Raw genomic sequence first — 24,064 nt, 5'->3', positions numbered from 1 at the left:
CGCTGCTGCCGCTATCCAAAAAGGGCCCAATTAATGATCTACGTTTTCGAGGATCAACAGGCCTTGAACCTGGAACCGCTCACGCTGACGCGGGCCACGTTCGAGCTGCGCTGCGGCGCGGTGACCCATCTGGAGCGCATCCGGCGGGTGGTGGGAGACCAGCCTCTGGCGCTGGTAGTGCGCCCGCAGCTGGCAGCGGTGGTGCAGGAGCGCTATCCCGACCTCAAAGTCAACCCTGACCCAATTGGCGTTGGCCTGTGGATGAACGGGGCCGCCCTGTGGGACTTGGCCGCACTCAAGCAGCTAAGTGCGAATCTGGGCGCTGTGGGAGTCGAGGGGCGCATGACCGGAGGCAACCTCACTGCCGGTGAATCGCAGGCGTTATACGAGAGTTTGCGCTCCGGTGGCGGCGAGAGCCCCGGCCCCGTCAAGGCTGGCGGTCCTCGGCTAATGGGCTACCTGTGGGACCACATCGCGGCCACGGGTGAGCAGCTCAGCGTAGATTTTGGCCTGTGGTACCGCAGCAGCCCCATCCCTGTGCCACCAGGCGTGAAAGTGCTGGGAAACGGCGGGGTCTTTCTTGGCAAAGGAGTAACTCTCGACCCTTTCACCGTGCTGGACACGCGGAATGGCCCCGTCATCATCGAGGAGAACACCGCCGTCGCCTCACACGTGGTCATCGCCGGGCCCAGCTACCTGGGAGCCGGGTGCCAGGTCAAGCCGGGCAGCATCCTTGCTGAGGTGATCCTGGGGCCTGTGTGTAAGGTGGGAGGCCAGGTGGAGGAGACCATCATGCAGGGCTATAGCAACAAGCAGCACGACGGCTTTCTGGGTCACGCCTACCTTGGATCGTGGGTAAACTTAGGTGCCGGCACCACAATTAGCGACCTCAAGAACAACTACAGTGAAGTGAAGGTGAACGTGAACGGAAAGTTGGTGAACACAGGCTCCCTCCTCGTGGGTCTCTTTATGGGCGATCACGCCAAGAGCGCTATCGGCACTCTGTTCTACACTGGCACTCGGGTAGGTGTTGCGGCCAACGTGTTCGGTGAGTCCTTGCCCCCTAAGGTGGTACCGTCATTTGCCTGGGGGTGCGACGGCGGACAGCGCTATGACCTGGAGAATTGCCTGACCACAATGGAGCTGGTAAAGGGTCGTCGCGATGAGCCTTTCACCGATGCGGAGCGGGAGCTGTGGAGGGGACTGTACGAGGGGGCGGATTAAGTGGTATGCTCTCGTCCGCCGTTGACTCCGGGCCGAGCGGGCCCCTGATTATCCGCACTAGGGCGAGGCCGTCGCCACCGGGGGGAACCTTTGCCTCCCGTCTGTCGGTATAAAGGGTGTCGTCTGCCCGAAATCAGGCCATCCTCATCAAAGCACTGTTCCAGGGTGCGGCATCAATTGGGGCAGATCATACGGAACCCGGACCGTTTTGCCAGGCGGCTTGCGGCCTATCTCAACGAGCGCATGAAGCACGATTTCGGGCGCTGACGCCCGGCACTGCCCGACGGTTTAGAGGCTGGAAAAAGGGCTTGATGAAATGGAGCCTCTCGCTTACATTCAGCGGCATTTTAGAGGAGGTTTTAGATGAAGATCGAGGGGATCGTCTGCCCGCAATGCAACGAACCTCTTCAGGAACAGGAACTGGCAAAATCTCTGGTATGCCCCCGCTGCCGGACCAATCTGAAAGACCGGAAATACCTTGATTTCGTTGAGTTCCTCATGGCTCAGGGGATCGTTACGGATATGGACTTTTTCGATCAGTCCCTGTACGGTGGCGACGTGGTTTATGAGCCCGGCATCGAAGAACTGGACGAAACCGATCCAAACGAATTTGAGCGCATCGACCAGCATATTCAGAACCTGGATGAAGACGTTGATTTGAATGAGACCACCACCGACGAGCATGAGTTTCGTCAGTGGGAGGGCCTCGAAGACGACTGGGAAGAATTTAACCGGCGGCAGAACGCTGATGGCGAGGGCTGATCGGACAGCCCTTTGAGGCACAGCGAGGGAGAAGGACATTATGGACACTGAGGGCAAAACCAAGACCAAGCAGATTCAGATCGAGCTGGATGAAAAGGTGGGAGCGGGCGAATACGCCAACCTGGCCATCGTCACCCATTCCCCGGCCGAGTTTATTATCGATTTCAGCCAGATAATGCCGGGGATGCCCAAAGCACGGGTGCGGTCGCGCATTATCATGACACCGCTGCACGTCAAGTCATTTGCCGCTGCCCTGACGGACAATATCAAGAAGTTCGAAGCCCGCTTTGGTGAGATCAGGGTGTCGCAGAACGATGGGGCCGGGGAAATCACATTCGAGCTGCCCACCGACACACTCCCTAACTGATCACCGGTGCCCGCTCCGGTATGACGACAATAGGTGACTAAGCTAGATTGAGGCCTGGAGCCGGAGCATGGCGGTGCGGCCCAAGGCAGGCCCGCCAATGATTTCCACGTGCCGATTATCCAGCAAGTTGGTGATGCTCATCATGGCGGCCAGATGGGGGCTGAACTGATAGCTACCGTGCAGGTCGAGTATCCCGTACGCCTTGATCTGTCCGAAGTATATTCCTGAGGCCCAGAAAAAGCTGTCCACATAGCGGTAGCCGAGAGAGACCGACGCCTTTTCGCTCGGGGGATTATACTGGAGCTTGAGGCCGGCCTTGTGCCGCGGCGCATTAATGGGGTCGTTGGCGCCTGTAATAGGGTTGCGGAAATCTGAAATACTCAGGAAGGAGTAGTTCAGGTCCAAAGTCACGCTGCGGCTGATAAACCACGACAGGCTCATGTCCAGGCCCCACATGTCCGTTTCGCCGTAATTGGCGTAGCCCACGACGATGGGGGTGGTGAGGCCCGGCGTGGTGTCCAGGGCGGCAATGCCCACCAGATAGGCGTCGTTGGTCCAGTTCCTGCGGGCCTCCTCCAGGTCTTGCTCATCGACGATGTGATCCGGATCCGTGTTCACCACGCCGTCACCGTCGTAGTCAGTGGTTAGCAAGGTTTTGTTCACGATGACCGGTGTAATGAAGGTGATGGCGCTGACGAAAGAATTGTAGTGGCTGCGGAAGATATCCAGTGTGCCGTAGAGAGTGCGGCCCAGTTGGCCCTTGTAGCCCACCTCCAGCGTGGTGACAATTTCCGGGCCGATCTCAGGTAGATTGGGCACCCTGGACTTGAAGTAGCCCTCTACACGCGGGTCGGCGGACAGGTAGAAGGCCAGGTGCTGGCTGGTGTCCATGCAGGTGTAGTGGAAATTCTTCACATCCAGATAGTGAATATTGCCATTCTCACAGCGCGGGAAGGAGTAGCCCCCTGCTGCACCCCGGGCAAAGACCCGGAACACCGACGCCCGGGTCACGAATAGATCGAGGAAGAGGGCCTGGTTGGAAGGGGTGTTATAGGCACGGGCCCAGGTCAGCCGGAAATTCTGGCGATCGGCAGGTTTGAACACCAGCCCGAATTTGGGCGAGATTTGCGTACCGTCCGCCTGGTCCGGATTTAACCGCCAGTTGAGGGGGCTGTAGTTGTAGCTGTCATTGTTGAATGCCACCAGGTCGGTGAGGCGGTCGTGGACATCGAAGCGTGTGGCCTGGATGAAGTCCACCTTCTCCGAGAGCGCCCAATTGAGTTGGTAGTACAGCCCCAGCTCGTTGACCACGAAGCGGTTGTCTTCCTCTGTCTCGTCGATGCCCTCATCCACCAAGCCGTCGCCATCGTTGTCCAGGCCATCCGCGATAGCACCATGCACGGTGTCCGGCCCCTCGGCGGCTGACCAGGAAATGAAAAACTCGCCGGGATCGTAGCGCAGGTTCTCGTTGGCATCATTAAACGTAAAGGGGGAGCCGGCCTCGCCGTTGCCATTGTTGTCCTGGTTGTCAAAGAGCTGGTCGTCGGAGAGGATGGTGCCGCGGGTATCGGGCAGAGTGAGGAAATAGTCGCTCCCCCAGACAAAGCGAAGACGCTGGCCAAGGAACTCCATGGAGTGCTGGAACTGACCACTGAACTTCCGGGAGCGGTCGAAAACGACCCCGCCAGTGGCAAGGTTACGGGTGGGATGGCTGGGCGGCCCCGAGAAGCTGGTATTGAGATAGGCCTGCATGAAAAGATTCTTGTAGCGCAGCCGCCCCTGGTAGTAGCGGTAAATCCAGCCGTCGGCCAGGAAACGGGCGATTCCGGTGATATTGATGTTGCGGGCCCAGGCGTAGCCGTGGGAAAAACTGGCGTGTAAGTCGGGATTGGGATCGTAGTCGGCGCGCACATCGTAGCGGTAGTTCTGCACGTCAAACACGGGAAAATCGTCGATGCCATCATTGTTGGCATCCCGTAACCAGCGCCTCAGATGGCCAAAGTTTACCTTCAAATCGCCATCTCCGCCGTATATCCCGTCGTCATTGCTGTCCACAACAAGGTTGCCCTGCTCATCGTAGCGATAGTCACGGAAGCGGTCCAGCCAGGCATCGGAACGTTCGTCATCCTCGTCGATCTCACCATCGCCGTCATTGTCGATGCCGTCGTACCAGGCCTCCAGATTGTCGTCGATGCCCGTATCAATACCCTCATCGATGCCGCCGTTATGGTTGTTGTCCACCCCGTCAGCGTAGGCCTTGCCCAGGTCATCGGCGTCGAGACCCCACAGGACGATATCGGTGCCGGGCACAAAATAGCGGTTGAAGGGGTCGGCGGCTGCGGCGTCGATCATCTCCTGTGTGACGATGGGGGAACCGGGCTCGCCATCGATGGCTATGGTGTTATTATCGACCCCATCGGCAAAAGCCCACCCCTCCCAGCCCAGGTGCTCGTCGATGAAGCCGTTGCCGTTGTCATCGATGCCATTGCCGGGTATCTCATCGATTACCAGCTGGCTCAGCAGGTCCGCCGTGAAGGTGGGATTGCCGAACTCCACGAAGCCGCCGTCATTGTTTACCCCGTCCCGAAGCTGGTAGGGCCGTCCCAGGAAAGCGGGATCGTGGCCCTTGTACTCATTGTCGTTGATGTGGTGCCAGTCCTCGGCGGTGAAAGCGACGCCGGAAATTTTGAAGCTGAGGGGACCCCATGCGTTGGCGTGGCGCATGCTCAGTTTCCGGATCTGATTGCTCCCGGCCTGCATGTTGAAGGTGGTCCCGGTGGATTCCCGTGGCGAGCGGGTGACGATATTGAGCACGCCACTGTGAGCGTTGGGTCCATAGAGGGCCGACGAAGGCCCCAGCACAATCTCAAACTGCTCCACGTCTTCAAAGGAGACGGGAATGACGTTGTAGGCGATGAGGCGCAACGAGGGGACATTGGCCATGCGCCCATCGGTAAGGGTGAGCAGGCGGGAGCTGAAGGAGGCGTTAAAGCCCCTTGCGCTCAGGTTGTAGCTGTCCACACCGGACTGGGTGAAATCGACTCCCTTGACCGCCTTGAGGTAGTCGCCCAGATTGGTGTTGCTCTGCCGGCGGATGGTCTGTTTGGTGATCACCGTAATGGCGGCTGGGGCATCCTCGATGCGCTCGCGGCGGCGGGATGCCGTGACCACGTACGTGTCGAACTGGATGGCCTGGGGGTTGAGAGCAAAGTTTGCCTCCAGGGTGGCGCCCACCTCCAACCTGACGGTCTGCTCCTGTTTCTGGTAGCCGATGTAGCTAGCGGTCAAGGTGTATTCGCCGGCCGGCAGATTGGCGACGGTATAGCGGCCCCTGGCGTCGGTGGCAGAGCCGGTGGGCGCCGCCAGAACGGGGCTGACGGCTACGACGTTGGCGGCCACCAGTGGATCGCCGGACTGTGCGTTGGTGACTCGGCCGGTGATAGACCCCCGCTGCGCCCAGGCGCTGGAGACCAAGAGCAGAATCGCGGCGAGATGGGTCGGCTTCATGAGCTGGCAGGACGGTCAGCCCGTGAGGGCGAACTCGCCGTCCGTTTTACCAAGATTCGGGTACCTTACTTGAGCAACATCAGCTTGCGGGTGCTTGAGAACCGTTCGGCTTGCACCCGGTAGAAGTAGATACCGGTTGGCATCGACAGTCCAGCATCATCGCGACCGTCGAAGCTGATCTGATGCCGTCCGGCGGCCAGTTCGCTGGAGTACAGCGTCCGCACCTGTTGCCCCAGCAAGTTCCAGATCGTGAGCTCGGTGGCCAAGGCCTCCGGGAGGTCGAAGGAAATCAGCGTGCTGGGGTTGAACGGGTTAGGATAGTTGGCATACAGGGCGAAGCGCGTCGGAATGATGGAATCATCGGACTCCACCGCCAGGATGATTCTGTCGAAGAGGGCTAAGACCTCCTGCCGCTGCTGTTCGGGAATGCAGACGTTGTCCACCTCGAAGAGCAGGCGGCCACCGGCGCCGAGATTCGCTAGGTCAACATCGTGGTCGGAGTCATCCACGGTGACCCCAGCAGCTGCCAATGTACCCAGAGTGGTTACAATGGCCACCTCGGCCGTGGAATCGATGGCACCTGGCAAGTCCATCCCACCGCCGGCAAGGTAAGCGATAAGCGCCTGCGATACGGATGCCCCTACAGCAGCCCCAATTCCGCCAGCGGAAGGGGCGTCAAGACCAAGGGCCAAAGCCACAACTTGCGCTGCCAGATCGGCCAGGGAATCTGCCGTGGCAATCGTGGCAGACGCAAGGTCCAGGCCCGTGCCGAGGAAATAGACAACCAGGGCCGGTGCATCCGGAATCCCGTCACCATCGGTATCAACAGTAGGTGTAAAACCGGTGACGAAGCTCTCCTCAAGCGCACTGGCGGCAGTCAGGAAATTGTGGGTGAAGTAGTAGCCGGTGAACTGCAAGGGCTCATCGCCGTTCTGCAGTATTTCGTCATCCCCTACGGGGTCGAAAAGGTAGCCCCAATTCACATCTTCTACGATACCGATATTGGGAGTGGATGGATCAACATCGTGATCGACACCTGATCCCCCTAAAATGGGATACGATCCCACGTTCAGGCCAAGAGCAGCCACCGTTACCGTATCCCCATCCAGGACGGCAATGCCCAGCACCCGGTCCAGCGGCTTGTCGGGATGGTTCTCATCGATACCGAGATTAGCATCGGCGCCATCGATGGCCCGCCACTCTAGGGTAAGCGAGGCGATGGAGGCAAAGTCGCCGCCGCCGAAGTGCGCAGTGATGCGGCCCCAGCTGACCGAATCGTGGAGAGCGGAAGGGTCCTGCGCAGGATCGAAAGCGTCGAACCAGGCGAAGACGTCCGACTGGGCAATGCCCAGGCCCCAGGTGATGGAATTGGCGGTTGAATCAATCACAACGTTGGCAGAGAAGGCCAGATCAGCCAGGTCTAGAACCTGGGCCACCACGGCAAACGTGGAACAGTTTTCCACGTCGATGGTGGGAAAGGTCGAGGGTATCGTGCCCTCAGCGGGAATGGTGAATGTCCCGGTCTCCTGATTCAGGAAGATGCTCAGGTCGATGCCAAAGGCGGTCAGCCCTGCGGGGCTCAAGAGTCCGTCGGGTGTAGCGGGGGCGGCCACCGTATCACCGGGCACAAAACGCTTCAGTTCATGGGTGAATCCCTTGCCGGCCGCCGCTAGGGCGCTGCTGGGCCAGCTGACAGTCACGGCGTAGCTGGCCGCGGAATCTGACGCGGCGAGAGATCCGGTCGTATCGCGAACAACATCGTAGTACTGAACGCTAACGCCTGTGAGCTGGTAGCTGCCGGTAACTGATTGGCCCGTGGCAACCCCTGCCAATAAGGGCAGCAGAAGCAAACTGGACAGAGCCGTAGGCCGCGATTTCAAGCCGGAAGCCTTATGTGAATGATACATATCTATCCCCCACAGTGTTGGTCGTCAACGCTATTTGGATCGGAAGAGTGCGAAAAGGTAGGGGTCGAGAGGCAGCCGTGCAAGGCTTAAATCTGTGAGTCTCCCCTCGTAGAGGCGGGCAGGAAGCCGGAACTCTACTCCCGACGATTCAGCCAGCGCCGGAACGAGATGAGCAAGATGATGAGGCCGATCGCGAAAGGCAGCGTGACGCTCCTTAAATGCTCGATCAGGAAGTGAAAGGCGCTGCCTTCCACGGTCAGTCCGGCGCTCGGCTATCGGCAGCCGCTGCGGTGGATGGGGCCAGGCTCGCCTCCACCAGCTCGGCAATATCCTTGACCGCAATCTTCTGCTCCTGGCCGCGCACCTTGCGGGCGTCGTCCAGCATGATGGCGCAGAATGAACAGGCGGTGGCCACGGTGGTCGCGCCGGTCTCGGCGAGTTGGTCGAAACGGGCCAGGTTTACCCGCTGGTCCTGCTGCTGCTCATGCCACATGTTTCCGCCGCCGGCGCCGCAGCAGAAGCCCTGCTCGCGGGACAAGCTTGCCTCAACTAGTTCGCCCGCCTGGCCCAGCGTTCTGGCAACCACCTCCCGGGGCGAATCGTAGATGCCGTTATGGCGTCCCAGGTAACAGGCATCGTGGTAGGTGACCCGCTCATTCAGGTGGCCTTCAAGCTGCAGGCCCCCATTATCCAGCAGCTCCTGAATGTACTCGGAATGGTGGATCACGGGCAGGTCAGCGCCCAGCTGGCGGTAGTCGCTGCCCAGCGTCTGGAAGCAGTGTGGGCAGGCGGTGACGATGCGGTTGAAGCGGTATTTCGCAAGCGTCTCCAGGTTCTGGCCGGCGAGGGTCTCGTAGACATACTCCTCACCCAGGCGCCGGGCGGAGTCGCCGGTGCAGCGCTCCTCGGTGCCGAGGACGGCATAATCCACGCCGGCCGCCTCCAGGATGGTGGTCATGGCCCGGGTGACGGTCTGGTTGCGGGGATCGTAGGCGCCGGCACAGCCGACCCAATAGAGCACGTCCACCTCCCGGCGGTCGGCCATAAGGGGCACGGGTGGGTCACGACCCTGCGCCCATTTGAGGCGCTCGTCCTGGGGAAAGCCCCAGGGATTGCCCTGCCGGCTAGTCTGCTCCAAAGAGGTTGCGGCCTCGTCGGGGGGTTTGCCCTCGGAGAGGACCAGGAACCGGCGCATGTCGATGATGGCGGGTATGTGGTCGATGAGCACGGGGCACTCCTCTACGCACGCCCCACAGGTGGTGCAGGCCCAGAGCTCCTCCGGTGATATGAGGCCGCCCACCAGCGCCTCCGGGGTGCCGCCGCCCGAGGCGCGCCTGTAAAGTTGCCGCCGCATGTCCTGGATGATTTTCATGGGTGAGAGCGGCGAGCCGGTGGCATGGGCGGGGCAGACCGAGGTGCAGCGGGCGCACTCGGTGCAGGCCTGGGTGTCCAGCAGTTGTTTCCAGGTGAAGTCTTCCACCCGGCCTACCCCCAGTACCAGGCTTTCAGGATCGGCGTCGGGGTCGGCCATGAGTTCAGTCAACCCCATCGGCCGCAGACTGCCACGCCGGGTCGTGTCGGTGAGGGCCACGTTGGCGATGCTCATGAGAATGTGGAACAGCTTGGTCTGGGGCAACAGAGCGATGAGGGTCAGCGCCAGGGCGGCATGGCTCCACCAGAGCCATGGCTGGAGCACCTGCCAGGTGGCGTGGGAGAAGAGCGGAGTGAGGCTGTAGGCGGCAAATGAGGCTCTGGCGGACAGTGGGGCTTCCAGCGCCAGGCGGGCCGCTTCGGTGAGGAAACCGCCCACGCCCAACAGCAACAGTATCAGCAGGATTCCGCTGTCTCCCATGAGGTTGCCCCGCCCAGTGAACGAGCGGTGGGGGAGGGTTGGGGGCCTGAGACGGCTATGTCGCCGGACCAGCGCCAGGACGACGCCCAAGACGAGCAACAGTCCGCCCAGCTCGTTGAGGGCGGCAAACCAGACGGTGTCCTTACGGGGAAGCAGCTCCAGGAACAGCCCTCGCTCCACCAGGAAATCGACGCTGGTGGCGAAAAAGAGTTCCATGAAGCCCCAGGCCAGGCAGGCGTGCATGACGGTGGCGTAGCCAAACTGGCGGGAGGCAACCTTACGCTGAGCCAGGCCGTAAACCAGGGTGTTGCGCAGCAACTGGAGGGGCCGGATGGAGTAACCCGTGGGACGGCCCATGCGGGCAGCGAAGGCTCGCCGGAGGTTATAGGCGAAGTAGAACATGGCGGCAGCGGCAAAGGCATAGAACAGTGCTGGAATGCCGATAGTGGTTTCCGGTACCATGACGTCCGCGGTTGCGCTAGCCGGAGCGCCGCTCCAGAAGGGCGGCCGTCAGGGCCGGGACGATCTCCATGAAATCGGCCACAATACCGTAGTCGGCGATCTCGAAAATGGGAGCGTGGGGATCCTTGTTGATAGCCACGACGCAGCCAGATCCTTTCATGCCCACTTGATGCTGGATGGCACCGGAAATGCCCACTGCCAGATAGAGCTTCGGCGCTACGGTCTGCCCGGACGAGCCGACCTGGTGGGCGTGCGGCAGCCAGCCGTAGTCTACCACGGGGCGGGAGGCCCCCAGCTCGGCGTCCAGTGCCTCCGCCAGCGCCTGCACCAGGGGTAGATTCTCTTCGCCTCCGATGCCGCGGCCGACGGAAACAATGCGCTCTGCCCGGCTCAGGTCCACCGCACCACGGCCCTCCTGGACGGCCTTGCCGGGCTGTACCCGCACGGGCACAGCCGACAAATCGACTTCATGGGTACGAACAGTGGGCGAGCCACTCTCCAGGTCGTCGGACCGGAAGGTGCCCGCCTGAAAGGAGACCATGACCAACCCGGGAGTGGTCTTCACCTGCGCGTTCATCTTGCCCTGGAACAGGGGTCGCAGCCAAATGAGATCGCCATCCAACCGGAAACCAACGCAATCGCTTACCAGAGGACGTCCCAGTCGGCAGGCCAGGCGCGGCAGCCAGTCACGGGCCTGGTAAGTGTGGGCAGCCAAAAGTATATTGGGGGCCTCTGCATTGATCACTGCATCCATGGCAGCCACGTACTGATCGGAGGTGTAGATTGCCAACTGGGGGGCAGGCGCCACCAATATATCGTCCAGTTGCAGGCCTGTAAGCTCACTGGGTGGTGCTTCCAGGCCGAAGAGCACGGCGGTGTGGGAGTGGTGGAGCTGGGCGGCAAGCTCCTGACCGCCCCGCAAGGCCTCCAGGGATGATCGGGCGACGGCGCCATTGCGGAGTTCAAGGAAAGTGAAGATCTTGCCCACGGGCTAGATAACCTGCGCCTCATTTGCCAAGGCTTCCACCAGCCGTGCCACTACCTCGGCAGGGCTACCCTCAATGACGGTGGTCTGCTTGGTTTTCGGAGGTACGCCGAGGCCGTATAAGGTCTGCTGTGGCGTGAGGTCGACTGCGGAAAGGTTCAGATCGGAAGCAGACAGCTGCCTGATTTCCTTGCTCTTCATGGCCATAATGCCCCGGAGCGATGCGTACCGTGGCCGGTTAATCCCCGATTGAATAGTGAATAGGGCTGGCAGGGTCACGTTCAGGTGCTGAAACCAGCCGTTCTCCTGTTCCTGCCGCACTTTCACCGATCCGTTTTCGAGGGTCGTTTCAACTACCAGAGTAACATGGGGCAGATCAAGCCGCTCGGCAAGCGCAGGTCCCAGCTGCGCCTCGCCGGTGTCATCGGCCTGGAGGCCCAGCAGAATCAGGTCGCAGCGCTCCTCAATGAGGGCGCGGGCAAGAGCCAGAGCGGCGCCCTGTACGTCCAGTTGGGCAAAGAGCTCATCCGTCAGCAAGAGGGCGCGGTCAGCCCCCTTAGCAAGGGCGTCTTTTAGCACCTGATCCGCCCGCTCAGGGCCCAGGGTACAGGCCAGCACCTCGGCACTACCGGCTTCCTTGAGCAACAGGGCTTCTTCCAGCGCATATGAGTCACTTTCGTTGGTGGTAAAAGAGAGGTTGGTTTCTTCTACCCAGGAACGGCCGGCGTTAATTTTCAGCGGGGCCCCCGCCTCGGGCACCTGCTTAATGAGCACGGCGATTTTCAGCGGCCGCATCCTGCGAGGGACAGATTGAGTGTGGGACTCGGTGCAGCGAAAAGGTTCAGGGTCGCCTTACCGGAGCAGGTGACAGGGCTAGCCATCCGCGGAGCGGCGTTCGCGAACCGCGATCTGCAGGGAAGAGGCGGCAATCACCAGCCCGAGGTCATAGGCCATGCTGGAGCTTAACGCTATGTCATTATTGGCTATGCGTGCCGGGAGATCGCCATCGGTGGGCACCCACCGGACCAGCAGATAATGCGTGCCTCTGGGCAGGTCAAGAGAGAAGCTGGCCGGTGGCCCGACTCGCCCGTTGGTAGCGGGCAAATAGCTCTGGAACCGGGTCTCGCCATTGACTTCCACCGATACCCAGTGTTTTGCCAGCCCGGGCGCAAGACTAACCTCAACAACCACCGAACCGGCGGAGACATAACCGCTGGGCAGGCGTTCGCAGGAGACGGCCAAGGTGACAAGCACCAGACCGCCAGTGATAAATCCTCCTGAAAATTTCATGCGCTTCCCGCTGCTCCAGTCCCTCCTGATGAGTTGAACTTAGAACACCCCTCCCCCAAATTCAAGGTCTAGCGGGTCGGAGGCCGGTGAATAGGGGAAAAGCGCCGTAAACTTGCAAGAATGTATGTAAACTTGCCTGCATGCAATAAGGGGGCTTTATGAAAGCTCTGTGCGGTTTCACGTTAATCATCCTCGTGATCATTCCCGCCGTTCTGCCGGCTGAGGGTCCGTATCCATCCAAAATTCTTGGCAACGGACTCGAAGTAATTGTGGTCGAAAACCACACAGTGCCTCTGGTGACCATCGAAATCTTGTTCCGCAACGGCGCCTTCATTGAATCACCGGAAGAGAACGGACTGACTAACTTGTATGACAACCTGTTCTTCAAAGCCAACAAGATACTATCTACCCAAGCATCCTACCTCGCGAGAGTCAGAGAGCTGGGCATGATCACGGGGGCGTCGACCCGAGAGGAGTGGGTCCATTTTCATGCCACTCTGCCCAGCGATTCCCTGGGTGCGGGCCTGGAGTTCATGCAGCAGGTGGTGGAATTTCCAATGTTCAACATCGATGAGATGGCCCGTGAAAAGGAACTGATCCTGGAGCAGATGGACAGGCAGGCCGCCAATCCCGGCGCACAGCTTAACCGCGCCGTGCAGCAAAAGCTGTGGGGTTCCACCTTCAGCCGCAAAGACTACCAAGGTGATCGCCAGGTGATCCGGGAAGCCACGCTGGAGCAGATGTTGCTGATGCATGAACGCTACGGGCTACCCAACAACGCCGCCCTATTAGTGGCGGGAGACGTGTCGCCCAAGGATGTATTTCGCCTGGCACGAAAGCAGTTCGGTGGATGGGAGGATGGGCCTGATCCGTCCAGGACCAACCCCATTCCACCCATGATACCCCTGGCCGCCAATGTGGACACCATCGTGACCCAACCGGTGACCACCGCCCGGCTTACTCTGGCCTGGCAGGGCCCCAGTGTAACCGCCGATGTGAAGGGCACCTTTGCCGCGGATGTCCTGTCGTTGATTCTGTCGCAGAAAACCTCGTCATTTCAGAAGAACCTCATTGCGGCGGGCGTTCTAGAGGCGGATATGTTTTACTTGACACAGAAATATGTGGGACCCATTCTTATCAACGCAGCGTGCCGTCCCGATAAATTGCGCGCCGCCCATGAGGCGCTGCTGGCGGAAATTGAAAGCTTTGCGGAGCCGGAATATTTCAGCGACAAGCAGTTGGCCAATGCCAAAACCCTCTTGGAGGTAGACGCCATTTATAAGCGCGATGAGGCCTCCTACTTCGTCCATGAACTGGGCTTCTGGTGGGCCATAGCCGGGCTGGACTACTACCGCGGATATCTGGACAACCTGAGGGCGGTGAGCCGTGCTGACATTGTGAATTACGTGAACCGTTACATCATCGGCCAGCCCAGGGTCACAGCGGTGATGGTGGACCGCCAGTCCCAGCAGGAGCTCAACCTGGCGCCGGGCAGCCTGTTGCCGTGAGGTTTGGCCCCGTTTGCCGAAGGCCGCTCATGGGTTTGCTGCTGGCAACGGTTGCCTGCTCACCGGCATCGGAGGTGCAGATCACCGCATTTATTGTCGACGGCTTGCAGGTCATTTACAAGCAGACGCCAGGCAACCCGGTGGCTGCCGCGGGGCTCTATCTGAAGGGTGGCATGAATTACATGGGTCCCAGGCAGGCAGGCATCGAGCGCTTTCTGTTTGAGGTCGCCCGAGGCGGCACCGAGTCGTTGAGCAAGGACGATCTGAATGCCCAGCTGGAGGCGTTAGGCACGAAATTCAATACTGCCGCAACCTATGACTACACGACCCTCACTTTCCGGTGCATCCGCGACAATTTTGAGGCGTCATGGGAGCTGTTCACCGATATTTTCCTGCACCCACGCTTCGCCAACGAGGAGCTGGAATTGGTGCGTGAGCGCATTGTGGCTGCCATCGAGGCGGAGGACGAACTGCCCGGGCGGCAGGTTAAACGGGTAGCCAGCGATCTCTATTACGAGGGACACCCCTATGGCGTCAGCCTTTTTGGTATCGCCTCGGCCGTAACAAGTCTGTCACGGAAGGACCTGGTACAATACCACCGCAGCGACATCACCAAGAACCGGTTGTTGCTGGTAATCGTGGGTGACCTGGGCATCCCCAGTGTGACGAAAAAAGCGCGCGATCTGGCGAGGCAGCTGGCTCCTGGCCCGGATCTACGCCTGCCAACACTTAACTTTTTGTCGGGTTCGCCCGATCTGGCTGTGGCGGAGCGGAACCTGAGCGCGCACTACATCCTGGGGCTCTTCGATGCGCCCCGACCCGGGCACCCCGACTATCCGGCCTTCACCGCCGCCACCCGTATCCTCAGCGACCGGCTGAGCGGCACGCTGCGCACCGACCATGGTCTCACAACTGAGGCCAGCGCTGGCGCTGGCCGCCTGATTGCCAATCACGGTTACATATTTCTGACCTCGACCGAGCCGAACCGCTCGCTACGGGCCATATTTCGGACCATTGACGGTGTGATCCTCGACCCAGTACCCGATGAGCAGCTGCAGGCTGCCCTGACATCGTCAGTGACCCGCTATCTGCTGGACAATGAATCGTCCGCGGACCAGATGGGCCAGTTGGCCATGTGGGAAATTGTGGGCGAGGGCTGGGAGAAGGGGGAGCAGTTTCTCCCGGAATTGAATGCCGTGCGCCCGAAAGATATCCAGATGGTGCTGCGCAAATACATGCGCAACGTGCACTTCGGGGTGGTGGGCAGCCGGCGGGCCATCAACCGGCAGCTCTTCACCAGCCGCTAGGCCGCACGACTCAGCCGTGGCCTGTTTTGCGGCCGCTTCATAGGGCAAAAAGCGCCTGCATCCTGATCATCAGAACTTGCCCTCGGCGGCACGGCGGGGCACCAGTTGGCTTTCGGCCGGGGCCGGGCTAGAACTGTGTCGTCGATGGTTACACCAAGACGGACCTGGCCCTCCAGACCCACTTCGGGGAGGACCATGTGGTGGCGGCAGTGTGCCAGCTAGATATCGCTTAGCTTGCGGGTCTCGTCCAACTTGCCGGAACCGGCGGAGGAATTAGCTACGGGTTGCTTCAACCAGCGCGTAGCGTCAGATGTGGCTCACCTTCCCCGGTGAATGCGCCCACCACGGCGGCAGCCAAGGTCTGGCGCTTGTTGAGGCCGGCCACAAGTTGGTCCGCTTTGTCCGGGCTGACCGCCATGAGCAGGCCCCCTGAGGTCTGCGCGTCGGCGGCGATGATTTCGTCGATCTCCGAGATCGGCCCCTCATGGGCCAGCACCTTCTTCACGTGGTCGAGGTTGCGCCTCGTGCCGCCGGGGACGTGGCCCTCTTCAGCCAGGCCACGCGTGCCAGGCAATATGGGGAGAGCAGCCAGGTCGATGGTGGCCTGTAGGCCATGCGCGGTTCCATCACTGCGAGAGACTGTACACATCTCCAGCAGGTGTCCCAGGAGCCCGAAGCCGGTGACATCCGTGAGGGCGCTGACGCCCACATCGTGGGCCACCTCGGCCGCCACGCGGTTCAGAGCGGTCATGGTAGCCACGGCGCGCGCCACCACATCGTCAGGAGCCGCGCCATGCTTGATGGCGGTAGCGATAATGCCGGTGCCCAGCGGCTTGGTGAGTACCAATTGGTCACCCACCCGGCCAGTGTTGTTGCGCAGCAGGTCTTTCTCGGCCACTTCGCCAGTGACCACCAGGCCGTATTTGGGCTCCTCGTCGTCAATGGTGTGGCCGCCGAGAATATGAATACCGGCCTCGTGGGCTTTGTCCTGCCCACCCTTGAGGATTTGGACCAGCATGTCCAGGGGCAGTTGCTTGACGGGGAAACCGACGATATTGAGGGCAAAGAGCGGCTTGCCCCCCATGGCATAAATATCGGAGATAGCGTTGGCAGCTGCGATCTGCCCGAACTGATATGGATCGTCCACGATGGGGGTGAAAAAATCGGTGCTTTGCAGGAGAATACGGCTGCCATCAGCACTTGTGGCGGGATCGAGGCGCACCGCTGCGGCGTCGTCAGCGTTGTCGTAGCTGATGAGAATGTGGTCGTCGGCGGGGAGCCGGGGCAGTTGACCCAGAACCTGGGCCAGGTCATCAGGACCTAGCTTACAGGCTCAGCCGGCGCCGTGGCTTAGCTGGGTAAGTCGCTTGTGCATAGCGGATGAATTTAGCTACGGGCCGGTAGTGAGGCAAAGGAGTGCGGTGCCGTAGGACGGGTGGCCGACCCAAAAATCGTACCGCCCGTCTATTTGCAGCGGTAACTTTTACGTCGGCCTTGGCTCTCCGCAGTTCAGGGTCTGGATGAAAATGTCACCAGTAGTAAATTTTTAACAAGGCCTGGAACATGAGTGAGACGGAGAAACGCCCTAAGAAAGCGGTGGAAGAAGTTGAGTCGGTGACCATCCGCTTTGCCGGAGACTCGGGTGATGGTATGCAGCTCACCGGCAGCCAGTTCACCGAAACCACCGGCATCCTCGGGAATGACTTGGCGACGCTGCCCGATTTTCCAGCCGAGATACGGGCTCCCGCCGGTTCGCTGGCGGGGGTGAGCTCCTTCCAGATCCAGTTCAGCAGCAAGGAAATCCAGACGCCTGGCGACCGGCCCGATGTGCTCGTGGTGATGAACCCCGCTGCACTGCAAGCCAATCTGGCCGATCTGCGCTCCAACGGCATCCTCATCGCCAACAACGCCACTTTCACCAAGCGCAACCTGGAGCTGGCGGTGTGGGAGAGTAACCCCCTGGAGGACGACTCACTCAAGGAGTATACCGTCATCAGCGTCGACATGACGCGACTGGTGGCGAATGCCCTGGAGGACCTGGGGCTTAGCCCCAAGGTGATGGCCCGGTCCACCAATATGTTCGCTCTGGGTCTGCTCTACTGGATGTACGACCGGCCCCTTGAGACTACCATCAAATTTATCGAAACCAAATTCAAGAAGCGGCCCGAGGTAGTTCAGGCCAACAAGAGAGCCTTGCAAGCGGGCTACAATTTCGGCCTCACGACCCGCCTCATATCCACCAGTTACCACGTGCCCAAAGCCAGTCTTCCGCCGGGCACTTATCGCAACATTATGGGCAACAACGCCCTGGCTCTGGGCCTGTTAGCGGGGGCCCATCTCAGCGGCCTGAGGCTGTACTACTCGGGCTACCCCATCACGCCGGCCAGCGAAATCCTGCACCTGCTGGCCAGCTACAAGCAGTTCGGGGTCATAACGTTTCAGGCCGAGGACGAGATTGCCGCCATCGCCTCAGTCATTGGGGCGTCGTTCGGAGGTGCGCTAACTGTCACCGGCACCAGCGGACCGGGGATCGCTCTCAAAAGCGAGGCCATGGCCTTGGCCATCTCAACCGAGCTGCCGCTGGTTATCGTCAATGTGCAGCGCGCCGGCCCCAGCACCGGCTTGCCCACCAAGACGGAGCAGGCTGACCTGCTCCAGGCTATGTATGGCCGCAACAGCGAGGCCCCACTGGTGGTGTTGGCAGCTTCCAGTCCGGCGGACTGCTTTAACATGGCATTTGAAGCCTGCCGTATCGCCTTGGAGCACATGATACCGGTGATCCTGCTATCGGACAGTTACCTGGGCAACGGCTCCGAGCCATGGCGGCTGCCGGATCTCAACGACCTGCCCAAGATAAACCATCACCAGGTGAAAGGCGCTGATGATGACTTCCACCCCTTCAAGTTTGCCGATGTTAAAGCTATGGCGCGACCGTGGGCACTGCCGGGGACACCGGGGCTGGAACATCGCATTGGCGGCCTTGAGAAGGACACGGTGACGGGGAACGTAAGCTACGACGCCGAAAATCATGAACTGATGGTGATGCGCCGGCAGAAAAAGGTTGAAGTGGTTGCCGATACTATCCCCGCTGCGGTACCTTACGGCGACGAGCATGGCGAGTTGCTGGTACTGGCCTGGGGCTCTACATTCGGAGCCATTCGCACGACGGTGGACCGGCTGCGTGACCGAGGTTTGCCGGTCTCCCACCTGCACCTGAACTACCTGAATCCCTTCCCCACCAACCTCGGCGAGGTGTTGCTCAAGTTCCGCCAGGTGCTGGTACCGGAGCTGAACTTGGGTCAGCTGGTCCGTATCATCCGCGGGGAGTTTCTTATCGACGCCATTCCGCTATCCAAAGTGCAGGGCAAGCCATTTACGTCCGACGAAATTGAAGCCAAAATTCTGGAGATAATTAAGGAGTCCAAGCATGGCTGAGGCAGCCGCGGAACCGCAGGCATTAACCCGCAAGGATTTTACTTCCGATCAGACGGTGCGCTGGTGCCCCGGATGCGGTGATTATTCAATTCTGGCCCAGACGCAGAAGACTTTTCCCGAGCTGGGCCGCAAGCGGGAAGAGTTCGTGTTTGTCTCGGGCATCGGGTGCTCCAGCCGGTTTCCTTACTACATGAACACCTACGGATTTCACACCATTCATGGGCGGGCAACGGCGGTAGCCACGGGGCTGAAATTGGCCAATCCCGACCTGAGCGTCTGGGTGGTAACCGGTGACGGGGACGGCCTAAGTATCGGTGGCAATCACCTGATTCATCTCCTGCGTCGGAATCTGGACATCAACCTGATGCTGTTTAACAATCGCATTTACGGCCTCACCAAGGGGCAGTATTCTCCTACTTCGGAGACAGGCAAGATCACCAAAAGCACGCCCATGGGCTCGCTGGACTGGCCGTTTAATCCGCCTGTCCTGGCGCTGGGGGCTGCCGCCACGTTCGTTGCCCGCTCCGCAGACGTGGAGAGCAAGCACATGCAGCAGATGATTAAGGCTTCCTACGCGCACCACGGCACTTCATTTCTGGAAATCTACCAAAACTGCCTGATTTTCAACGACGATGCCTTCAAGGATATCACCGAAAAGAGCACCAAGGAGGACCACCAGCTGCTGCTGGAGAACGGACAGCCCATGTTGTTTGGCCGGGGCCGCACCAAGGGGATCGGACTGGACGGGCACCGGCCGGTGGTGCTGGACCTGGAAGGTGGCAAGCACTCTGTTGACGAAGTGCTGGTACACGACGAGTCCGACCGCATCATCGCCCTGATACTCAGCGAAATGACCTACAAAACCGAGTTTCCGGTGCCGCTGGGGGTCATCTACCAGGTTGAAAAAAGTACCTACGAAGACCTGGTGCACCAACAGATTGAAAAGGCAATCGAGAAGTTCGGGCCGGGGGACCTGGAGACGATTATCAACGGCGGGCACACATGGGAAGTCAATTAGTATCGACAAAGCAAAGACGGGGAGTCGAGGGATGTACGAAGAATTGGACGATGAATTTCAACAGATGGATGAACGTGAGGTAGAAGCCCCTACACTGGTGGAGGCCGTACATCTAGATGATTCAATCAGTACCCTGTCGCTTCAGCCGCTGACGGTGGTCAAGCCCTCCACCACGCTGCGGGAGGCGATCCAATTGATGGACAAGAACAACGTGGGCTGCCTGTTGATCGAGGAAGGCGGTCGCCTGGTGGGCATCTTCACCGAGCGGGACGTCATTCGCCGGGTGGTGGGCAAGGGCTTTGATCACGGGAAAACCACCGTGGGCGAGCATATGACCGGCGACCCCGATACTCTCCGGCCGGAGGACCCTATCGCCTTTGCTCTCAACCGCATGTTTGAGCAGGGCTACCGCCACATCCCCGTGGTGGACGCCAACCACAAGCCGGCGGCGTTCGTCTCAATCAGGGATATCGTCAACCATTTGGCGGCCTACTATCAGAAGGAAATCCTGAATTTACCGCCGCGTCCGGTGCGCCGAATTGATCATCGGGAAGGCGGCTGACACCCACCCACAGCCAAGCGCAGGCAGGTCGAGGGCAGGCTCGATCCGCGTGAGAGTTCCCTTTCCCTGGCCCAAAGACCCCCTCGGAAGGATCGACCATCATGGAAACTCGAGTTGAACGCGATTCAATGGGCGAAATGCGGGTCCCCGACACGGCTTATTTTGGCGCTCAGACCCAGCGGGCTGTAGAGAACTTCACCGTCAGTGGTCGCCCCATTCCCGCCAGGCTGGTGTGGGCACTGGGCATGATCAAGCAGGCCGCCGCCAAGGTGAACCTGGATCTGGGCTTGCTGGACAAGGAGCGTGCCGCGGCAATCCAGGAGGCAGCCCGGGAAGTGGCCGACGGCAAGCTGGACGACCAGTTCCCCATCGATGTATACCAAACCGGATCAGGTACTTCCAGCAACATGAATGCCAACGAGGTCATCGGCAATCGCGCCAGCGAGCTCATGGGGGGGCAAATCGGGACCCGAAAGCCGGTGCATCCCAACGACCATGTGAACAAAGGACAGTCCAGCAATGACGTCATCCCCTCGGCGATCCACGTGGCGGCGGCGCTGGCCCTGGCCAACGAATTGCTTCCAGCCCTGGAGTCCCTGCAGCAGGCCCTGGACAAGAAGGCCCGGGACTTTGATGGCATCCTGAAGATCGGCCGCACCCATTTACAGGATGCAACCCCCATCCGTCTCGGGCAGGAGTTTTCCGGCTACGCAGCCCAGGTAGCGAACGGCATTGAACGCCTGAACCATGCACGGGAGTCGCTGAGCCGTCTGGCCATTGGCGGCACCGCGGTGGGCACTGGCCTGAACACCCACGTGGAGTTCGGCGGGCGCATGGCTAAGGAGCTCTCCAGGCTTACGGGGCTGAAATTCGCGGAGGCGCCCAACCACTTTGAGGCCCAGGCTACCGTGGACAGCGCCGTGGAGGTGTCCGGGGCGCTGAAATCGGTGGCGGTGAGCTTGAGCAAGATTGCAAATGACATCCGCTGGCTGGGGTCCGGTCCCCGGGCGGGCCTGGGCGAGCTGCGCTTGCCGGCTGTACAGCCCGGCTCCAGCATCATGCCCGGCAAGGTCAATCCTGTCATCTGCGAGTCCCTTATCCAGACCTGTGCGCAAGTCATCGGTAACGACGCAGCCGTGACACAGGGGGGTCTGGGTGGGGTTTTCGAGCTCAACCTGATGATGCCCCTGGTGGCCCGCAACCTGCTGGAGAGCATCGAATTCCTGGCAGGTGCGGTGAACATGTTCCGTGAGCGGCTGGTGGAGGGGCTGGAAGCCGATGAGCAGCGGTGTGCCGACACCATTGAGGGGAGCCTGGCCATGAGCACGTCGCTGGCGCCGGTCATCGGCTACGATGCCGCCGCCGCCATCGCCAAGGAGGCATATGCCACTGGGCAGACAGTACGTCAGGTGGCGCTGGCCAAGGAGATACTCTCCGAGGAGGAGCTCAGCCGCTTGCTGGATCCGATGAGCATGACCGAGCCCTCGGGTTAGGCCCCCGTGTCGGAACAGCGTTGAACATTATGGGGCTACGCGCGTAGCTTTCGACAGGTAATTCACCATGCGCATTTCCTCCACCAGCGAACCGGTCCAGACCCTGGAATCCGATCTTGCGGTTGGCGAGCTGCAATCGGGCAGCAGGAACGGCGGGCCGCGGGTTTCCCTGCCCCACTGGCTGGGTTCCGGCTGGCGGCGGGCCTTCCGCAACGCTTTTGTGACGCTGGCATTAGCGATGACCGGGGGGACGCTATACATGGCGGTCTTATCCAGCGGACTGCCCTCCCTCCGGCAGTTGCAGGACTTCAGTCCGGCGGTGGCCACCAAAATTATCTCCCGGGACGGAAAGGTAATCACCGAGCTGTTCACCGAGCAGCGGGTGCTGATCAGCCGAGATGAGATGCCGCTGGACCTGCAGTATGCCCTGTTGGCCATGGAGGATAAACGCTTTTACGATCACTGGGGCATGAGCACCCGGGACTTTGCGCGGGCGCTGGTAGTGAACGTGGCCAACATGAGTTACCAGGAAGGATTCAGCTCCCTTACCCAGCAACTAGCCCGCAACCTGTATGACACCATCGGTTTTCGCAAGACCATTACCCGCAAGCTCAAGGAGGTGATCACTGCCATCCAGATCGAGCGTACCTACACCAAGCAGGAGATCCTGGAGATGTACCTGAACTCCATCCATTTCGGGCATGGGACCTACGGAATTCAGGCGGCGGCGCGGAAGTATTTCAGGGTGGACGCCCGCGAATTGAGTTTAGAGCAGATCGCCATGTTGGTGGGGGTTCTGCCATCGCCGGCCAGCTATAGTCCCATCAACCATCCCGCCCGGAATTTCTGGCGCAGGAACATCGTACTGAATGCTATGGTTGAAAACGGGTTCATTGAGCCGGAAGAGTATGAGCGGCTGCGCTACAAGCCTATAGAGATGGGACCTACTGGCTCTGCCGTGGGATTCGCGCCCTATTTCACCGAGAACGTGCGGAAAAAAATGGAAATCGAAGACGAACGGCTAGGCATCAACTTGTATCGGGACGGGCTGGACATCCATACGACCCTGGATTCGCGCATGCAGGAGATTACCGAGCGCGTGTTTATGGAGGAGATTCAAGTCAACCAAGCGGTGCTGAACAAGAACTTTCTGGGGTCCGATTCGCTTATTTCGGCCATCGTAGACACCACCATTTTTCCTCTTGATACGGTGAAGGCCATGGTGCGTGGCGAGATTCCGATTGATGATCGCCTGAAGGACCGGCTCTTGGTTCAGGGTGCTGTGATCTTGCTGGAAAATGATACCGGCCATATCCTGGCCATGGTGGGGGGCCGCATGGACTACCCCGATTTCTTCAACCGGGCCACACAGGCGAGGCGCCAGCCCGGATCCACCTTTAAGCCGCTGCTCTATATGACGGCCATCGACAAGGGCTACCCGGTCTCGCTGCAACTACTGAACCAGTCGCTGGCCAGCACGGGCGACGCGCAGATCGATACCAGCGTCTGGAATCCGCAGAACGATGACCGCTCCTCCAGCGGACTGGTAACCCTACGGCAGGGGCTGCAGCGCTCGCTGAATATTGTATCCGCGCGCATCATCCAGGAACTAGTGACGCCGCTTCAGGTGGTGACCATGGCCAAGCGCTTTGAAATCAGTACGCCCCTACGGGCGGTGCGAGCCATATCCCTGGGTACCAGCGAGGTACTGCCCATCGACATCACGGCGGCCTATGCGGCCATCGCCAACGGCGGCGTATGGGTGGAACCCACGGCCATCACCCGGGTGGTGGACCGGCGGGGCAAGACCATACGGGAATTCATACCTGAACACAAGGAAGTGATCGATGCCGACAAGGCCTATATTCTGCTTGATCTGATGAGAGGGGTCATAGATGGCGGAACTGGGGGGAGCTTGCGGTGGAAGTACAATTTTTATCACCCTACCGCCGGGAAAACCGGCACCACAGATAATTGGACCGACGCCTGGTTCATCGGCTTCACCCCGCGACTTTCCGCCGGTGTGTGGGTGGGGGTGGACGACCCGCGGGTGAGCCTGGGGAAGAAGCGCTACGGCAACGTGGTGGCGCTGCCTATCTGGGCGGGCATCATGAAGGAAATTTACCAGGTATTTGACATGAAGGTAACCGACTGGTCCATGCCCGATGGGGTGGTGGTGATGGAGATTTGCCGGGCTACCAAAGACCGCCCCACCAAATATTGCCCCCGGGAGAAGGAGATTTTTCTTGAGGGCACCACACCCCCCGACGCGTGCCAGATTCATACCGGCGTGAACACCCGGCCGTATGACCCCTCTGACGATATATTTCTGAACTGAGGTGCTGGCCACCACCGGCGCCGCTGCACAAACCAGTTGCAGCCTGG

General features: G+C 60.2%; 17 protein-coding genes. 10 read left to right on the top strand and 7 right to left on the bottom strand.

Annotation, left to right across the window (positions count from 1 at the left end; genetic code table 11):
- The first annotated feature begins 33 nt into the window (after positions 1-33).
- The 3 genes from IH971_02360 (at position 34) to IH971_02350 (ending at position 2,353) form a co-directional block, all read left to right on the top strand.
- A complete protein-coding gene (locus IH971_02360; GenBank protein ID MCH7496676.1) occupies positions 34-1,224 on the top strand; it encodes a hypothetical protein in 1,191 nt (396 codons plus the stop codon).
- Between the two features lie 363 nt (positions 1,225-1,587).
- Positions 1,588-1,986 (top strand): hypothetical protein, encoded by a 399-nt coding sequence (locus IH971_02355; protein ID MCH7496675.1) that lies wholly within the window; start codon positions 1,588-1,590, stop codon positions 1,984-1,986.
- A gap of 40 nt (positions 1,987-2,026) precedes the next feature.
- Positions 2,027-2,353, top strand: a complete 327-nt coding sequence (locus IH971_02350) for a DUF3467 domain-containing protein (GenBank protein ID MCH7496674.1) — start codon at positions 2,027-2,029, stop codon at positions 2,351-2,353.
- A 42-nt stretch (positions 2,354-2,395) separates the two neighbouring features.
- Here IH971_02350 and IH971_02345 read toward each other — a convergent pair whose 3' ends face one another.
- From IH971_02345 to IH971_02320, 6 genes are all read right to left on the bottom strand, one after another.
- The gene (locus tag IH971_02345; protein ID MCH7496673.1) at positions 2,396-5,860 is read right to left on the bottom strand and encodes a TonB-dependent receptor; all 3,465 of its coding nucleotides are present in this window, start codon (positions 5,858-5,860) and stop codon (positions 2,396-2,398) included.
- A 65-nt stretch (positions 5,861-5,925) separates the two neighbouring features.
- Complete coding sequence (locus IH971_02340) at positions 5,926-7,740, bottom strand: T9SS type A sorting domain-containing protein (protein MCH7496672.1); 1,815 nt, start codon at positions 7,738-7,740, stop codon at positions 5,926-5,928.
- A gap of 283 nt (positions 7,741-8,023) precedes the next feature.
- Positions 8,024-10,081, bottom strand: coding sequence for a (Fe-S)-binding protein (locus IH971_02335; protein MCH7496671.1), 2,058 nt, complete (start codon positions 10,079-10,081; stop codon positions 8,024-8,026).
- A 16-nt stretch (positions 10,082-10,097) separates the two neighbouring features.
- Positions 10,098-11,069 carry an electron transfer flavoprotein subunit alpha/FixB family protein gene (locus IH971_02330; GenBank protein ID MCH7496670.1) on the bottom strand — a complete coding sequence of 324 codons (972 nt, stop codon included), beginning with the start codon at positions 11,067-11,069 and terminating at the stop codon, positions 10,098-10,100.
- A gap of 3 nt (positions 11,070-11,072) precedes the next feature.
- Positions 11,073-11,861: an electron transfer flavoprotein subunit beta/FixA family protein gene (locus IH971_02325; GenBank protein MCH7496669.1), complete on the bottom strand. Its 789-nt coding sequence runs from the start codon at positions 11,859-11,861 to the stop codon at positions 11,073-11,075.
- 78 nt (positions 11,862-11,939) lie between these two features.
- A complete protein-coding gene (locus IH971_02320) occupies positions 11,940-12,356 on the bottom strand; it encodes a hypothetical protein (GenBank protein MCH7496668.1) in 417 nt (138 codons plus the stop codon).
- A gap of 158 nt (positions 12,357-12,514) precedes the next feature.
- On the opposite strand from IH971_02320, the gene IH971_02315 reads away from it, so the two are divergent.
- Together IH971_02315 and IH971_02310 are read left to right on the top strand one after the other, a co-directional pair.
- Entirely contained in the window at positions 12,515-13,864 is a 1,350-nt protein-coding gene (locus IH971_02315) for an insulinase family protein (GenBank protein MCH7496667.1), read from the top strand.
- 29 nt (positions 13,865-13,893) lie between these two features.
- Entirely contained in the window at positions 13,894-15,171 is a 1,278-nt protein-coding gene (locus tag IH971_02310; protein MCH7496666.1) for an insulinase family protein, read from the top strand.
- A gap of 289 nt (positions 15,172-15,460) precedes the next feature.
- On the opposite strand, the gene selD is transcribed toward IH971_02310, so the two are convergent.
- Positions 15,461-16,480 carry a selenide, water dikinase SelD gene (gene selD, locus IH971_02305; protein ID MCH7496665.1) on the bottom strand — a complete coding sequence of 340 codons (1,020 nt, stop codon included), beginning with the start codon at positions 16,478-16,480 and terminating at the stop codon, positions 15,461-15,463.
- Between the two features lie 254 nt (positions 16,481-16,734).
- On the opposite strand from selD, the gene IH971_02300 reads away from it, so the two are divergent.
- From IH971_02300 to IH971_02280, 5 genes are all read left to right on the top strand, one after another.
- The gene (locus IH971_02300; GenBank protein ID MCH7496664.1) at positions 16,735-18,606 is read left to right on the top strand and encodes a 2-oxoacid:acceptor oxidoreductase subunit alpha; all 1,872 of its coding nucleotides are present in this window, start codon (positions 16,735-16,737) and stop codon (positions 18,604-18,606) included.
- Complete coding sequence (locus IH971_02295; GenBank protein ID MCH7496663.1) at positions 18,599-19,624, top strand: 2-oxoacid:ferredoxin oxidoreductase subunit beta; 1,026 nt, start codon at positions 18,599-18,601, stop codon at positions 19,622-19,624. The genes IH971_02300 and IH971_02295 overlap by 8 nt, the downstream gene beginning before the upstream one ends.
- A 31-nt stretch (positions 19,625-19,655) precedes the next feature.
- Positions 19,656-20,186: a CBS domain-containing protein gene (locus IH971_02290; protein MCH7496662.1), complete on the top strand. Its 531-nt coding sequence runs from the start codon at positions 19,656-19,658 to the stop codon at positions 20,184-20,186.
- 101 nt (positions 20,187-20,287) lie between these two features.
- Entirely contained in the window at positions 20,288-21,679 is a 1,392-nt protein-coding gene (locus IH971_02285; protein MCH7496661.1) for a class II fumarate hydratase, read from the top strand.
- A gap of 67 nt (positions 21,680-21,746) precedes the next feature.
- Positions 21,747-24,017, top strand: coding sequence for a PBP1A family penicillin-binding protein (locus IH971_02280; GenBank protein ID MCH7496660.1), 2,271 nt, complete (start codon positions 21,747-21,749; stop codon positions 24,015-24,017).
- Positions 24,018-24,064 lie beyond the last annotated feature (47 nt).

The sequence above is a fragment of the Candidatus Neomarinimicrobiota bacterium genome, assembly GCA_022560655.1.
Lineage (GTDB): Bacteria > Fidelibacterota > Marinisomatia > SCGC-AAA003-L08 > TS1B11 > JADFSS01.
This window is presented reverse-complemented; position numbering and strand designations above follow the sequence as displayed.